The 14,771-nt window shown below is 67.1% G+C and carries 10 protein-coding genes, 5 tRNA genes and 1 pseudogene; 11 read left to right on the forward strand and 5 right to left on the reverse strand.

From position 1 onward, the window contains the following. The first annotated feature begins 266 nt into the window (after window positions 1–266). From JGS22_RS07325 to JGS22_RS07355, 7 genes and pseudogenes are all read left to right on the forward strand, one after another. Window positions 267–339 (forward strand) — tRNA-Glu (locus JGS22_RS07325). A 40-nt stretch (window positions 340–379) separates the two neighbouring features. After that, window positions 380–454 (forward strand) — tRNA-Asp (locus JGS22_RS07330). A 23-nt stretch (window positions 455–477) separates the two neighbouring features. After that, window positions 478–551: transfer RNA gene (locus JGS22_RS07335), tRNA-Phe, on the forward strand. A 395-nt stretch (window positions 552–946) separates the two neighbouring features. Further along, window positions 947–1,363 (forward strand): annotated as a pseudogene (locus tag JGS22_RS27325) (hypothetical protein); the annotation flags it as partial. 878 nt (window positions 1,364–2,241) lie between these two features. After that, window positions 2,242–2,580: a helix-turn-helix domain-containing protein gene (locus JGS22_RS07345; protein WP_211039518.1), complete on the forward strand. Its 339-nt coding sequence runs from the start codon at window positions 2,242–2,244 to the stop codon at window positions 2,578–2,580. Between the two features lie 275 nt (window positions 2,581–2,855). Next, a tRNA-Asp gene (locus JGS22_RS07350) sits at window positions 2,856–2,930 on the forward strand. 23 nt (window positions 2,931–2,953) lie between these two features. After that, window positions 2,954–3,030 (forward strand) — tRNA-Phe (locus JGS22_RS07355). Between the two features lie 137 nt (window positions 3,031–3,167). Here the strand turns inward: JGS22_RS07355 and JGS22_RS07360 are convergent. The 5 genes from JGS22_RS07360 to JGS22_RS07380 form a co-directional block, all read right to left on the reverse strand. After that, window positions 3,168–4,145, reverse strand: a complete 978-nt coding sequence (locus JGS22_RS07360) for an aldo/keto reductase (RefSeq protein WP_211039517.1) — start codon at window positions 4,143–4,145, stop codon at window positions 3,168–3,170. Window positions 4,146–4,363: 218 nt separating this feature from the next. Beyond that, entirely contained in the window at window positions 4,364–6,079 is a 1,716-nt protein-coding gene (gene cmlS, locus JGS22_RS07365; protein ID WP_211039516.1) for a chloramphenicol-biosynthetic FADH2-dependent halogenase CmlS, read from the reverse strand. An 84-nt stretch (window positions 6,080–6,163) separates the two neighbouring features. Next, a complete protein-coding gene (locus JGS22_RS07370; RefSeq protein WP_211039515.1) occupies window positions 6,164–7,543 on the reverse strand; it encodes an ANL family adenylate-forming protein in 1,380 nt (459 codons plus the stop codon). After that, window positions 7,544–8,233 carry an SDR family NAD(P)-dependent oxidoreductase gene (locus tag JGS22_RS07375; protein ID WP_236073068.1) on the reverse strand — a complete coding sequence of 230 codons (690 nt, stop codon included), beginning with the start codon at window positions 8,231–8,233 and terminating at the stop codon, window positions 7,544–7,546. Window positions 8,234–8,246: 13 nt separating this feature from the next. Then, window positions 8,247–8,555: a hypothetical protein gene (locus JGS22_RS07380; protein WP_236073069.1), complete on the reverse strand. Its 309-nt coding sequence runs from the start codon at window positions 8,553–8,555 to the stop codon at window positions 8,247–8,249. 383 nt (window positions 8,556–8,938) lie between these two features. Here JGS22_RS07380 and JGS22_RS07385 point away from each other — a divergent pair, with 383 nt between their 5' ends. The 4 genes from JGS22_RS07385 to JGS22_RS07400 all read left to right on the forward strand — a co-directional run bounded on the left by JGS22_RS07385 (window position 8,939) and on the right by JGS22_RS07400 (window position 14,700). Next, window positions 8,939–10,204: an ATP-grasp domain-containing protein gene (locus JGS22_RS07385; protein ID WP_211039513.1), complete on the forward strand. Its 1,266-nt coding sequence runs from the start codon at window positions 8,939–8,941 to the stop codon at window positions 10,202–10,204. A 39-nt stretch (window positions 10,205–10,243) separates the two neighbouring features. Then, on the forward strand, window positions 10,244–11,590 hold the full coding sequence (locus JGS22_RS07390) for an aminotransferase-like domain-containing protein (RefSeq protein ID WP_308405561.1): 1,347 nt from the start codon (window positions 10,244–10,246) through the stop codon (window positions 11,588–11,590). 87 nt (window positions 11,591–11,677) lie between these two features. Next, window positions 11,678–13,258: an APC family permease gene (locus JGS22_RS07395; RefSeq protein WP_308405562.1), complete on the forward strand. Its 1,581-nt coding sequence runs from the start codon at window positions 11,678–11,680 to the stop codon at window positions 13,256–13,258. A 278-nt stretch (window positions 13,259–13,536) separates the two neighbouring features. Beyond that, complete coding sequence (locus JGS22_RS07400) at window positions 13,537–14,700, forward strand: hypothetical protein (RefSeq protein ID WP_211039511.1); 1,164 nt, start codon at window positions 13,537–13,539, stop codon at window positions 14,698–14,700. Window positions 14,701–14,771 lie beyond the last annotated feature (71 nt).

The following is a 14,771-nucleotide window of genomic DNA, read 5'->3' on the forward strand; positions in this document are numbered from 1 at the left end:
TCGGAGTCCGATTCCGGCTCGGACTCCGATTCCGGTGCTTCGGACTCCGGTTCGGGGGACGCCGACGGATCCGGATCGCACGCCCGTCCACCGGCGGGCCAGGACCGCAGGTCCCCGCGACCCGAGGAGTGACCGCCGCGCACCCGCAACGGGCCGGGCGGGGGCGGGCCCTCCCGGCACCCCAACCGTTTTGGCGAACCGCCGGGCTATCCCATATGCTTCTCACGTCCCCGACGCGCCGGTACAGGCGCGCAGGCGGGCCATCAGCCCTCATCGTCTAGTGGCCCAGGACGCCGCCCTTTCAAGGCGGTAGCACGGGTTCGAATCCCGTTGGGGGCACGCACCAAATCCATGTCGTGTCTGCTTTTGCACGGCGCTTGGTCCTGTGGAGCAGCTTGGAGTGCTCGCCACCCTGTCAAGGTGGAGGCCGCGGGTTCAAATCCCGTCAGGACCGCTGAAGTTCCTCGTGAACTTCGTGGCTGGGTAGCTCAGTTGGTACGAGCGATCGCCTGAAAAGCGATAGGTCGCCGGTTCGATCCCGGCCCCAGCCACACCGTTTCACCGGGGAAACCCCCTGCCGGTCAGATCCGGCAGGGGGTTTCTCGTGCGGTGACCTCACCAGCTGACAGCACGTCGCCGCTCCCCTGCCTCGGACGGACGGACGAACGGACGGGCGGACGGGCGGGCGGCGGCCGCGGCAAGGTCGGTGTAGCCGACGAGTCGTGGCGTGACGCGGAAGCCGAGTCCGTCCTCAGCGGTCGGCAGCCCGGACCGTACAGCCTCGGGCGGGTCACCGAAGGCCTCCAAGCGCTCGATGGCGCAGTGCGGATGACCTCCTCGATGTAGAGGTCCGACAGCTCCCAGTACCGCAGGACGGCAGGCGAGTTCGCGTAGAGCCTGAAGCCGGTGGCTCTCAGGTTCTCCTCATCGATGAGTGTCGGCGAGGATCCCAACCTGCGTCACGCGCCACACATGGCCGTCGGTGAACGAGTCGCACCCGGGGCTCGAAGGCGCCCGCCGCATTCGCAAACCGAAAGCCCAGCAGACCGCGCCGGGCGAGATCAACGACGGGATCGAGCAGTGCGAGCTGCAGAGGTCCGCTCGGCGAGCCGCGACGCCCGGGATCACCTACCCCGAGCAGCTGCGGGTCAGCCAGGAGCAGGACCACAGCCTGCCCGCGATCTGCGATCGCCAAGTGGTGATCATCGCGGGCGAGGCAGCTCGGGTGAGACGACCCGGATTCTGAAGAACTGCCTGGAGCCTGGACGAGGGGCCGAGGACTGATCGGGCACACCCAGCCTCGCCGGATCACGGCCCGGCCGTCGTAGAGCGGGTGACCGACGAGCTGAAGACCCCGCTCGGGGCACGACACCGGGTGGAACCGGCCGCTCGCGGCTGCGGTCGAGTGTTGGCCGAGTCGCCGGCCTGATGGACGGTGCCGCGCAGGCGGGTGAACGGCTGACGGTGCTGCCGACGTCGTTTCACCTGCTGTGGTCGTACGTGCGAGTGGCGCGGAAGCGCGCGAGGCTGATTCCTCCCCGCCGATCGCGAAAATCTCTATGGGCCAGAGTAGACATTCGGGCGGCAGGATGGTTATGGTTCTCTCGCAGCCAAGGAAGACAGAAGGGCTCGGCAGAGACGAACTGCCGAGCAGCATTAACCGCAGTTGCAGGACTGTGCGGTGGTGGAGCTCCGAAGCCAGGGTTCTCGCAGGACGGCGACGGGACTGACGACCGCACCGGGTGGCTCGCAGTGATCAGGGGCCGCCGCCGGCAGTACCGCAGTTCGCAGTACCCAGCAATGAATGAGCAGTACCTCGGTGAAGGCGCCGGCTGGGGCGCGCGCACCGGGAGGTTCGGCAGTGGGGTTCCAAGCCAGAGCACACGCAGGACGGGCGACGGGGCTGGCTGCCGAAGAGTGACGCTTGCCCAGGTCACCGAGTAGTTCGCATCACCAGCAGTTGGCAAGTAGTTGGTCAAGAGGGAGGACGGAGGAGCCGAACACCATCAGCAGGATCGCCCGGGCGGAAGTCCTGAGCCCGGGTACCGCAGGACATCGATAGTGAGGTGGTCTCCGGTCAAGCAACCGCGATCCCCGCACCCCCGACAGCATCTCGGTCGGGCATGCGGACACAGAAGGCCGGTGCAGTGTCAGGGCCGGCAGATGGTGTAGCAGTTTCTTCGGGGCCCTGGTGCCATAAGGCACCAGGGCCCCTCCAGCGTGTTCCACAGAGAGGTGCAGATGACAGCAGACGACTCGTTCAGTCGTCTCGATGACGACGACTACCCCGCCTACACCATGGGCCGGGCCGCCGAGATGCTCGGCACCACCCCGAGCTTCCTCCGCGCCATCGGCGAAGCCCGTCTGATCACACCGCTGCGCTCCGAAGGCGGCCACCGCCGCTACTCCCGCTACCAGCTGCGCATCGCCGCCCGCGCCCGGGAACTGGTCGACCAAGGGACTCCCGTCGAGGCCGCCTGCCGCATCGTCATCCTCGAAGACCAACTCGAAGAAGCCCAGCGCATCAACGCCGAACACCGCCGCACCGCCGAATCGGCGAATCCGCCGACCGCGACCTGAGACGGCCACTGCCTTCCCCGACCTTCGCTGCCACCACCGGCGTTCCGGGCGACTTCGTCTTCGACGCCCCTCGGACCGGCGACGGCGTCAGCGACGACTCTGCAGCGCAGTGACCATGGCGGCACTCGGTTCGGCTGCCGACACCACTCGGCCCGTGCACTCACGTTCGGAGTGCGGGCTCCTTCCCGGTGCCCGCTTCCACGGTGAGCTGGCATCGGGTTCGAGTCCCGTTGGGGGCACGCATCACCTGTGCGAGACTGTTGGCGCACACGCTTGGTCCTGTGGAGCAGCTTGGAGTGCTCGCCACCCTGTCAAGGTGGAGGCCGCGGGTTCAAATCCCGTCAGGACCGCTGAAGTTCCTCGTGAACTTCGTGGCTGGGTAGCTCAGTCGGTACGAGCGATCGCCTGAAAAGCGATAGGTCGCCGGTTCGATCCCGGCCCCAGCCACCATGTGGTGAACAGATCACGCAAGAAGCTCGGCCGGGATGTCCCGGTCGAGCTTCTTGCGTGGGCGGTCGTCGAGTTCCAGGCCGACGTGTTCGAGGTCTTCGGGGCCGCGGCGCCGGCCGGAGGAGGGGGACGACAGCTCAGAGGCCCATCAGTTCCATCTGTTCTGCCGTGTGGTGGTCGCCCGCTGCTGTGGGGAGGCTGTCGAGGCGGGTCAGCTGGGACGGGGTCAGTTCGAGGATGTCGGCCGCCGAGTTCTCCTCGACGCGGGGAACGCGGCGGGTGCCGGGGATGGGGACGATGTCGTCGCCCTTGGTGAGCAGCCAGGCCAGGGCGATCTGGGCAGGTGTCGCACCGGCTTCCGCGGCGACGGACTCGACCGCGTCGGCGATCCGTTGGTTGGCGCGAAGGTTCTCTCCGAGGAAGCGGGGATTGGTCACCCGCAGGTCGCTCTCGTCCAGGTCGTCGGTCGAGCGGACCTTGCCCGTGAGGAAGCCGTGGCCCAGCGGCGAGTACGCCACGAAGCCGATGCCCAGTTCTCGCAGGACGGGCAGTACGTCGGCCTCGGGGTCGCGGGTCCACAGGGAGTACTCCGACTGCAGCGCGGTGACGGGGTGCACGGCGTGTGCGCGGCGGATGGTGCCCGGGCCGGCCTCGGAGAGTCCGATGTGGCGGACCTTGCCCTCGGCGACCAGATCGGCGAGGGCGCCGACGGTCTCCTCGACGGGAGTCCGCGGATCGACACGGTGCTGGTAGCAGAGGTCGATGTGGTCGGTGCCGAGACGCCGCAGCGAACCCTCGACGCTGGTGCGGACGTTCGCGGGGGTGCTGTCGGGCACTCCGGGGCCGCCGCCCGCGTGGGAGACGAGGCCGAACTTCGTCGCCACCACGACCTCGTCACGGCGGCCTTTGATCGCGCGGCCGATGAGCTCCTCATTCGTGTACGGCCCGTAGATCTCGGCCGTGTCGAGGAAAGTGACTCCCAGCTCCAGCGCCCGGTGGACGGTGCGGATCGACTCGGCGTCCGTCGTGCCCGATCCGGTATAGCCGAACGACATTCCCATGGCGCCCAGGCCGATTCGAGACACCTGCAGGTCGCGCAGCTTGGTGTACTTCATACGTCTCTCCGGTGGTGAAGATCTCGGTCCGGGCCCACGTCCGGGCCCACGTCCACGTTCAGGTCCGGCTGCCCGGGCTCCGGTCGGTGGCGGAACGGCGCTCGTCGCCGCCCGGGCAGCCCGCAGCCGCCGTCCGGTCTCCGCACGCCGGGACATGCGCCGGTCGGGCAGTGGCTGCGGGCCCCTCTCAGTGCGTCACGGCCTCGGGCTGCGCCGGGTCACACCTCGTACTCGACGCCGACGCCGCCGAAGTGCAACCGGCCCTGAACGACGACCCGTTCGCCGGTCTTGTCGTATCCGGTGAGCAGACCGGCCTCCATGAGCCGCAGCACGATCTGCGTGCTGAGCTCCTGCCTGCCCACGCTGCCGAGCCGGTTGACGAGGGTCTTGTACCCGAACTCCTCCTCCGCGAGGTCCTGAAAGACCTGCCGAACCTCGTCATCCATCGAGTACTGGGCCAGGTCCAGACCGTCCTGGTTGGCCAGGATCTCGCGCTGTTCGAGGCGGAAGCTCAGCGGCTCCACCCGATAGTGCGGCTTCAACAGAACCTTGTCGCCGGTCCATTGGAGCCGGGTGATCCTGTTGAGTCGCTTGGTCAAGTCGCTGATCCAACGCACCCGGGCGGGGTTCAGCTCCTCCTCGCAGAAGTCGTCGCTGAGCTCGGGACGTTGGTGCTTTCCGATGGAGATCATCGTGGCCGCCCGGTCGCGGAAGTCCGCCACCGAAGGGGCGGACTCGTCCTGGCCGTTGCCGACCAGCTTGTCGAACCACTGCTTGCGGCTGAGACGGTCGTCGTCGGACTCGGTGATACGGCGCTTGCGCCAGAACTCGGAATCCGGCTCAGTGAAGGACGCGAAGGTGTAGAACGACGCCAGGAACTCGTGGTACTGCTCGTAGGCCGCGCGGTAGGTGCGGTTGTACCAGGCGTGGACGGTGTCCCGCTCCTCCTCGTGGTGCGTGATCCGGTCGATCGCCGCGGCTGCGGAGACGGCCGACTGCGAGGCGAGGTGCACCCCCTGGGAGAACAGCGGGTCGGTGAAGCACGCGGCATCGCCGCAGAGGAAGTAGCGGTCGGCGGAGAAGACGTCGGTGTCGTAGGACCAGTCGTGCACGATCCGGACCTCGTCGACCTGCTCCGCGCCCGCCAGCAGGTCCGTGGCCTGGGTGCACTTGGCGAGGGTCGACCGGTAGAACTCGTCGGAGCCCATCTCGCGCACCTCGGCGGACTTGGAGCGGTCCACCACGAGGCCGACGCTGTAGAGGTCGTCCTTGATCGGGATCATCCAGACCCAGCCGTCCTCGAAGGTGATCGAGTACGTCGTCCCCTTCAGGTCGCCCTTGAAGGGGTCCTCCTTCCTGAAGTAAGACCAGACCGCGAAGTTCTTGTAGAACTCGTCGTACTTGCGCGCGCCGAGTTTGCGGACCAGCGGCCCGCCCGAGCCGCCGGCGTCGATGACGAAGTCGCTCTCGTACGTCGTCGTCTCCTTGCCCCGACGCACGGTCACGGACACACCGTCCGGGCGCGACAGGTCCACGTCCGTGACAGTGGCCTCCTCCAGCACCGTGACGCCGCGGCTTTTCGCCTCCTCCAGCAGGAGCTGGTCGAACTCCTCGCGCTTGACCTGAACGGCGTGGTCGTAGACCCACGGCGCGACTTTCGGGGCCGCGAACGAAAAGGTCCAAGGCGCTTGGTCCTGCCCCCAGAGGAAAGTCGCCGACGGCTTTCTCACGTAGTTCTGGGCTTCGATCTTCTCCTGGAGCCCGAGCCGGCTCAGGATCGACATCGTGCCGGGAAGCAGCGACTCACCGAGGCGATACCGCGGAAACCTGGCTCGCTCGTAGATCGCGACGTCGTGGCCGAGCTTGTTCAGTGTGAGGGCCGCTACAGATCCAGCGGGACCGCCGCCGATGATCGACACCTTCGATCGTGCCATCATGTTCTCCCTGGTACGGACTGATGGAATCGCCTGCCGAAGCAGTCACGCATTCCGTTGTGAGCAGGTGTGTTCAAGGTCCGGTCAGCCCCCGCCGTCACGTGGCAGGGCCCGCACCTTTTTGAGTCGTTCCGAAACCTCGACGCGGTCGACCACGCTGATCTTCGAGGGAATCTTGAACGGCTCGACCTTGTCCGCGAGGAATTCGAGTACGTGCTTCCGGACAGCCGCACGGGTCAGCTCGCCCTTCGGCTTGACGTCCACGCACACGGTCTGGCCCGTGATCGCGTTCGCTTTCCCGTAGACAATGCAGTCCTCAATGAGCGGACTGCCGAGCAGAACGGACTCCAGTTCGAGGGGGAGGAGTTTCTCGCCACCGACGTTGATGACTTCCTTGGCGCGGCCCATGACCCTGAGGAAGCCGTCGTCGGTCTCCTCGACCAGATCGCCGGTCCTGAACCAGCGGTCCTCGGAGGGGGAATCATCGGCGTAGTTCATGTAGCCGAGGAACTGGGTCCTGCTCCTGAGCTGGAGTTCTCCGTCGACGATCCGGTATTCGACATTGTTGTCCGAGATCTTGAAATAGGTGCTGCTCGACGACTCGCTCGTGGTCCGGGCGATGCCCGTTTCACTCGTTCCGAACGTCTGGAGCAGCCGCACCTCGGGAAAGTTCCGGTTGATCCGCCTGAGGAGTTCGTCGGACATCGGCTCGGTGCCGTAGGTGATGAGGCGCAAGCTGCTCAGGTCGTACTCGCGGTGATAACCGCCCATGATGATCAGGTTGAGGAAGGTCGGGCTCGTGGGCAGCACTCGGATCCTGTGCCGCTCGATCAGCGCGCAGAGCTCCTCAGGAACGCGCTTGCGGGGAAGCACCGCAGTGCCGCCGACAAGGAGCGTGCTGAGGAGGGAGTTGATGCCGCCGATGTGGTCGAACATCAGGACCATCAGAATGTTCAGCCTGCTCGCTCGGCCCCGGGGGCGCGTCTCCAGCTTCTCGCCGACAAGGGTGTCGAGGTTGTGCAGGATCACCTTCGGAGCGCCGGTGCTGCCGCTGCTGAGCAGAACGAGCCCCGCGGCGTCCTCGTCGACGAGGTGCCCGATCATGCCCGCGGGGCCGGGGCCCGGAGCAGCGATCTCCTCGACGGCGAGCTCGTCGCCCGCGGTGACCAGGAATCGGGGCCGACAGTGCTCGGTGACGGTGGCGAGTTCTCTGTCGTTGAGAGTCACCAGGGGAACGACGACGTTCTTGTTGAGAAACAGGGCCAGCAGGGTCGATATGGCGCTCAGCGAGTAGTTGCCGTTCACGATCACGACGTCGTGCGGAGCCACCCCGTGCTTGTCCAGAACGATCTGTGTGTAGCGGATCCGGTCCACGAGATCCTCGTACGTGAAACTAACCTCCCGGTCGAACATCGCGGCCCTGGTGCCGAAATCCTCGAACCTCCGTACCAGTTCGTTCCGCATTCAGCGCACCCCTCCGAGGAAGATGATTTCACCGGTGACGAATTCCGATTGCCGGCCGATGAGGAAATCAACCGGGCCGACGATGTCGGACATCGTGCACATGCGACCTATCGCCTGCCGGGCGACCAGTGCGTCGATCTTCGACTGGGAGACGGTCCGGGTGAGGACTGTGCGGACCGGCGGCAGACCGAGGGCGTTGACCCGGATGCCAAAGGCAGCAAGTTCCTTGCTCATGACCCGGACAAGTTGTTCGACCGCGCTCTTGCTGGCCGAGTAGGCCAGGTGACCCTCAAGTGCCCAGGGCACCGCCACCGTGGAGACGTTCAGGATCGCCGGGCTCGGCTCCTCCGACTTGCGGAGCAGCTTCACCGCTTCACGGCAGCAGTTCAGAACGGCGAAGAAGTTGACGTCGAAGGTGCCCCTGGTCACCTCGTCCGGAGTCGTCATGAAGTGGTTCATCGTGGAGGTTCCCGCATTGTTGATCAATGCGTCGAGACGGCCGTGTGTTTTCCGCACCTCGCGGAACATCTTCTTGATCTCGGAGACCTCTGCAAGGTCCACCTCATGGTGCCGATAATGAGGATGGTCGATGGTCGACGGTTTTCTGCTGCACCCGATCACTTCGTGCCCGGCCTCGAGGAGGTGCTCGGCAAGCGCCTTGCCGATTCCGGTCCGAGTTCCGGTGATCATGACTATCATTCGGTCACGCCGCGCCGGCCCCGGCCAACCGCAGCTCCTCCTCGATGAACGCGACCAGCCTGCGGACGCTGCTGAACGGACTCACCCGGAGCGATACGGCCTTCTCGGAGGCCAGGGTCACCTCCACCTCGAACTCGTCCTCGACCCCCTCCTCCACCTGCGAGAGGAAAGCCACGAGGTACATCGACTCGAATACCCCGTCATTTCCGTAGAGACACAGGTCGAGTACGTTCTCGGTGGAGATTTTTTCTTCACGCATTGTATTGATGTCATCGATCGCATCGATGATGATCTTCAGGATTTGGTCCTTCAAAACCGGCCTCCCCCTATAAGGCCCTCTCCGAGGGACCATAATCAGCTGCATAGAGCCAGCGCCCGGTCATTTATCGCATACGCAAGAGCGGCACGCAAGGGTTGTTCAGATTGTGCACGCGGTTGTGCAAGTGCTCCTTTTGCTCAGTTGCACGCAACCGTGCCGCGCCTGCCGGATCCCGTTCGTACGGCCGGCGTGATGTGCTTCCTGAACTACGTTGACAGGCCCTTGGTGAGCCGGTAACAATCTCGTCCGGCTTGACGTGCAGTTAGGTCGATCAACCAGGTTCATGGCCTCGCCCGGTATTCCAGCGGACGCCGGCGAACTCTTCTCTTTTGAGTCGGTGAATGCAGCTCTTCTCCGTACACGCAAAAGGAATCGTCATGACTGAGCAAGAAACCCGTAGCCCAGACGCCTCCCAGGACGCCCCCGTCCTGCTCGTCGTCGGCAGCGGCCACCGCCCCTACCGCGAGTACATCCTGGCCGCTGTCTCGAAGCACTACCGGCTGTGGCTCCTGGACTCGGCCGAGGCGACCTGGCAGATGGCCCACTGCGCGGGTGCCACCAAGGTCGACACCCGGGACGCCGAGGCGGTGCGCGAGGCGGCTCTCTCCCTCGTGGACTTGCTGCCGGTGGTGGGCGTGTTCACCTACGACGAGTCGCAGGTCGTCTTCTGCGCGCGACTCGCGCAGAGCCTCGGGCTGCCCGGCAGCCCTCCGGAGACCATCAGCGCCTGCCGGGACAAGGCGACCACTCGTTCCCTGCTCGCCGCCGCGGGCGTACCCCAACCGGCTTCGCGCACGGTCGCCAGCGCCGAGGACGCGCTCGCGGCCGCCGACGAGATCGGCTACCCGGTGATCGTCAAGGCACGTGCCATGGCCGGCAGCGCCGGTGTCATCCGCGTCGAGCGCGCCGAGGACGTTGCCGCGGCCTTCGCCTCGGCGGACGGCACCGACGCCCTGGGCCTGGCCCGTCACGAGGAGAACGTACTCGTGGAGGAGTTCCTCACGGGACCGGAGATCAGCATTGACGCGATCATCCACGACGGGGTGGTCACGCCGACCGTCCTCGCCCGCAAACGACTGGGCCCCGAACCGTACTTCGTCGAAACCGGGCACGACGTCGATGCCGACGACCCGCTGCTCCACGACGAGGAACTCCTCGACCAGCTCCGGGAGATCCACCGCGCGCTGGGTTTCGTCCACGGCGCCACCCACTCCGAGTTCAAGCTCACCCCCAACGGCCCGCGGCTGGTGGAGGTCAACGCCCGCCTCGGCGGGGACCTGATCCCCTACCTCGGGCTGCTGGCCTCCGGCGCCGACCCCACGGTCGCCGCCGCCCATGTCGCGGCGGGCCACAAGCCCGACACCGCACCGGAGTTCCGCAAGGTCGCCTCGGTCCGCTTCCTGCCGCCCGAGGAGCGCTGTGAGGTCGTTGAGGTCCTCGTGCACGAGGACCGCTTCGGCCCGACGATCCGCGAGACGGCAGTCACCACCCGTCCCGGGTCGCGCCTGGCGCTCCCGCCCGACACGTTCCTGACCCGCTACGCCCACATCGTGGCCGTCGGCGACGACAGGGCACAGGTCCTCGCCGACCTCGAAGAGCCCGAGCGGCTCATCGAGCTGCGGGCCCGCGCCCTGTCCGACTGACCACAGGCCGATCCCCCAACGAGAACAGGTCTCACGCTTATGACCCATACGTCCGAGGGGCTGGGCGGCGCCCCGATGGACCTGGCCGGAGGACTTCCAGGAGTACGGCTGCACACCGGCGCTCTGCACGCGTCCACGAGCGACGCCGCGCTCACCTCCATGACGCTGCTCAACGAGATCGCCGGCCGGTTCCCGGACGCCGTCTCCTTCGCAGCGGGCCGCCCGTACGAGGGCTTCTACGACGTGGCCGGGCTGGGTCGCCACCTGGACACGTTCGAGCGCCACCTCAGGGACGAAGTGGGCCTGGACCCCGAGGCCGTGCGGCGCACGTTCTTCCAGTACGGCCGTACCAAGGGGTTCATCCACCACCTGATCGCCCGGCATCTGGAGATCGACGAACAGCTCACCGTCGAGGCCGAATCCGTGCTGGTGACCACCGGGTGCCAGGAGGCGATGGTCCTGGTGCTCAGAGCCCTGCGCACCGATGCCCGCGACGTGGTCTTCGCGGCCTACCCGGCGTACGTCGGCTTCCTCGGCGCGACCCGGCTGGTCGACATGCCGGTCAGATCCGTGCGGGAGGGGCCCGACGGCATCGACGTGGCGGACCTGGAGGGCAAGATCCAGCAGGCCCGTGCCGAAGGGCTGCGCCCGCGCGCCTGCTACGTGGTTCCCGACTTCGCGAACCCCAGCGGCGCCACCATGCCGGCGGCCGACCGCCGCAGACTGCTCGATCTGGCCGAGCGGGAGAACGTCCTCCTCCTCGAGGACAACCCGTACTCGCTGTTCCATCCAGGAGGGGAGCGGCTGCCCACACTCAAGTCGCTCGACACCGGTCAACGCGTCGTCTACTTCGGTTCGTTCGCGAAGACCGCCTTCGCCGGGGCACGCGTGGGATACGTGGTGGCGGACCAGTCCGTGGTCGACGGCGGCCTGTTCGCCGACGAGCTCGCCAAGCTCAAGAGCATGCTGACGCTCAACACCTCCTCGGTCGCCCAGGCGGTCATCGGCGGGATCCTGCTGGAGAACGGCTGCAGCATGGAGCGCGCCACCGTACGGGAGGCGCAGGTCTACCGGGGAAATCTGCGAGCCGTGCTCACCGCGCTGGAGGAGCAGTTCGGCGCCGGCTCCCCGATGGCCGGCTCAGGGGTCTCGTGGAACACCCCGAGGGGCGGCATGTTCGCCGTCGTCACCCTGCCCTTCCGCGCGGACGACGCCATGCTCGAGTACTCCGCGAGCCGCTTCGGCGTGCTGTGGACGCCCATGCACCACTTCTACGCGGGCGACGGCGGGTTCCATCAGATCCGGCTCTCCTTCAGCGTTCTGACGCCCGAACAGATTCGTCTCGGTATCGACCGCCTCGCCGCGCTCGTCGCCGACCACACCTAATCCCAAGGGGGACTCGATCGAGATGGAGACCACAACTCCGCGACTGTACGGGCCCGTTGCCCGGACGATATGCCGCGCGGTGATCACGTGACGATCACCGCTGAGCCGGCCGCGTCGTCGAAACCGGGACAGGACCACAAGCTCCGCCGCGAGCTGGGTTTCTGGAGCCTGACCGGAATCGCGTTCGGCGGGATCATAGGCTCCGGCTGGCTGTTCGGTGCCTTCTACGGCGCCGCGGCGGCGGGACCCGCAGCCGTTCTCTCATGGATCATCGCCGGCGCGGCGCTCACGCTGGTCGCGCTGGTCCTCATCGAACTGGGCGCGGGCACACCGGAGTCGGGCGGCATGGTGCGCTGGCCGATGCTGGCCAACGGCCCGTTGGCGGGCACCCTTGTCGGTTGGGCCATGCTCCTCGCCGTGGCCAACTCGATGGCGGCCCAGGCTTCCGCGATCGTGCAGTACGCGGACCGCTACCTTCCGGGCCTGTACGTCGACGACGCCCTGTCGGCATCGGGCAAGGCCGCCGGTGCCGCGCTGCTGTTCGTCCTGGTCGTGCTGAACTGGTTCGGGGTCAAGCTGTTCGCGCGCCTGAACTTCGCCGTCACCGTGATCAAGGTGCTCGTCCCGGTCGTCACCGTGGTGGCGCTGCTGCTCGCCAGCTTCAATCCCGGCAACGTCTCCGCGGGCGGCGGATTCGCCCCGTACGGCTGGTCGGCCCCGCTGACCGCGATCGCCGGCGCGGGCATCATCTACGCCCTCAACGGCTTCGCGACACCGATCGAGCTGTCCGGCGAGGCACGCAACCCGCGTCGGGACATCCCCCGCGCGGTGATGACCGCCATCGTGCTCTCCGTCCTCCTGAACGTCGTGCTGCAGATCGCCTTCGTGCTCGCGGTGCCGGAAGGCAGCCTGGCCGGGGGATGGGCCGGGCTCAACTTCTCCTCGCCCTTCGGCGAGCTCGCCCTGCTGCTCAACCTGGGCTGGCTGGCGACTCTGATCTACGCCAACGCCGTGTTCTCGCCGTCGGGCTCGACGTACGTGATCGTCGCGACCGGCAGCCGCGAGACGTACGGGGTGGCCAAGAACAGGGCCCTACCGCGCCGGTTCGCCGCCGTGGACGACCACGCGGGTGTTCCGAGGAACGCGATAGCGCTGAACTTCGCACTCAGCATGGTCTGTCTGCTCCCCGCCAGCCGGTGGCAGGAGATCATCGGCGTCGTCGGCGTGCTCGCCCTGCTCACCTACTGCCTGTGCACCGTGGCCGCGGGCACCTTCCGCCTTGCCGCTCCCGAACGGCTCGCGGGCTGGATCCGTGGACTCCACTGGATCGCGCCGGCCGGGTTCATCGTCGGCTCGGAGCTGGTCTACTGGTCCTCCTGGCAGACCCTGCGCACGGCACTTCCGGTGCTCCTGGCCACCGTGCTCCTGTTCGTCGCGCTGCGCCGCCGCGAGTACGACCTCGCGGCCGAACTGCGCACGGGCGCCTGGCTGCTCGTCTTCCTGGGGTGGCAGCTGGTCCTGTCGGGCCTCGGCACCTTCGGCGGCAGCGGTGTGATCCCCGCGCCGTGGGACACCGTCGCCGTGGCCCTGTGCGGCCTGCTCACCTATTACTGGGGTGTGCGCTCCGGTACGGCGTACCTGCGCCGTCGCTCCTCGGAACACCTCTGATGGACATCAGGATCCGGTAGCCGGGCCTGACGCCGCGGCGGCGATCCGGCCGCCGCGGCGTCACCACCTGCTCCTCCAGGCTTGTGAGGGCCTTGATGTCTGTGCGTTCAAGTGAGGCGTTTCCGCGGTTGTACACGTTCACCGGCAGAGCACGCCGCCTGCATTTGTACACACTTGAGAAACACGGCTCCTATCGACAAACTCCAAGCTGCCGGCCCGAATTCGCGAGAACGCCGCGTCCTGCCACACGTGCCCCCATTCGAGAGAACTGAGCGCTGATGTCCGGCCTTTCCCTGCGTCCCGACGCACTCAGTGTGCGGGGCCTCTTCAGCTTCCTCCGCGACCTGGACCTGGACTGCGACATCAACCCCTGCGCCGCCTGGATCGGCGCGCTCGACGCGGACCGCGTCGGAGCCCCGGCCGGTGTCGTGGCCTTCCTCCGCGAGTTCGGGCTGACGCAGGCCCTGGCGCACCTCCTCGATATCGACGAGACCGATGTGGCCGCGACCTGCGTCGTGCACGAGACCCCCATGGACGGCGAACCCGACCAGCTCGCGGAGCCGATGTCGGCGTACCACAACAGCCGTCCGCTGCGACTCGACGAGGCGGTGCACGTCGCGTGCTGGCCCCGTGCGGACGGCGAGCACGTTGTCTTCGTCAAACTGAATCACCTGGTCGTCGACCTCGGCGACGCGGTGGCGACCCTCGCCGCCGTGCGAGCCCATCTGAAGGGCACAGCGGTCCGCCGCGTCGGCGCCCGCTACCGGGGCCACGCGGCGCTGGTCGCCAGGTATGCGGCCCTGAATCCCGCCGATCCCGCGCTGGTGGAGAAGGGGCTCGGTGAGATGCCGGTCCCTGGGCGCAAGGGAATTCCGATGATCTCGGAATCGAGCGAGCAGTGGCTGCCGCTGCGCAGGGGCAGCTCTTTCGACGATCTCCTCAGCGCCGTCACCGCTGCGGTGCTGCGGACCATCGGCGGGGGCCTTGTGCTCCAATATCCGACCTCGCGCTGGGAATTCGCGCGCAAGGGCGGGTACTTCGTCGAGATCAAACCCCTAGTGGTGCGCGGCGAGTCGGCGGCGGACTACACCCCCGAGTACTTCCTGCGGACGCGGAACCACTACGACTCTCTCGGCCGGTTCTCCCTGTCCGACCTCACCTCGTTCGGCGCCGAACTCGCCCGTGCCCGCATGCCACGCATCGTGGTGTCGGACACGACGCTGATGCGCCCCGAGCCGAGGCTCTGGCGCTGGATCCCCCTCAGCAGCGCCCGGGTCTTCGAGGACGTGAAGTTCCTGGCAGACCGGTCGATGCCCGGCCCGCCACTGCTGCGGCTGCAGTACAAGAGCAGGTTCCTGCCGCCCGATGCCGTCACGAGCATCCTCGACGACCTCCGGGAACGGATCGGAGCCGACAGCACACCCGACGGGTCCGCCCGATGACCGGCCGCCCCTGACCTCGCCCGTTCCCCACGTCACGCGTACTTCCCCACGGCCGGTTCCACTGGTCAGCA

Source organism: Streptomyces tardus, from assembly GCF_018101125.2.
Lineage (GTDB): Bacteria > Actinomycetota > Actinomycetes > Streptomycetales > Streptomycetaceae > Streptomyces > Streptomyces tardus.

What these genes read in the sequence shown, in the direction of transcription:
- JGS22_RS07345 (WP_211039518.1), top strand. Translation starts at nt 2,242, where the DNA reads ATGACAGCAGACGACTCGTTCAGTCGTCTCGATGACGACGACTACCCC.
- JGS22_RS07360 (WP_211039517.1), bottom strand. Translation starts at nt 4,145, where the DNA reads ATGAAGTACACCAAGCTGCGCGACCTGCAGGTGTCTCGAATCGGCCTG.
- cmlS (WP_211039516.1), bottom strand. Translation starts at nt 6,079, where the DNA reads ATGGCACGATCGAAGGTGTCGATCATCGGCGGCGGTCCCGCTGGATCT.
- JGS22_RS07370 (WP_211039515.1), bottom strand. Translation starts at nt 7,543, where the DNA reads ATGCGGAACGAACTGGTACGGAGGTTCGAGGATTTCGGCACCAGGGCC.
- JGS22_RS07375 (WP_236073068.1), bottom strand. Translation starts at nt 8,233, where the DNA reads ATGATCACCGGAACTCGGACCGGAATCGGCAAGGCGCTTGCCGAGCAC.
- JGS22_RS07385 (WP_211039513.1), top strand. Translation starts at nt 8,939, where the DNA reads ATGACTGAGCAAGAAACCCGTAGCCCAGACGCCTCCCAGGACGCCCCC.
- JGS22_RS07390 (WP_308405561.1), top strand. Translation starts at nt 10,244, where the DNA reads ATGACCCATACGTCCGAGGGGCTGGGCGGCGCCCCGATGGACCTGGCC.
- JGS22_RS07400 (WP_211039511.1), top strand. Translation starts at nt 13,537, where the DNA reads ATGTCCGGCCTTTCCCTGCGTCCCGACGCACTCAGTGTGCGGGGCCTC.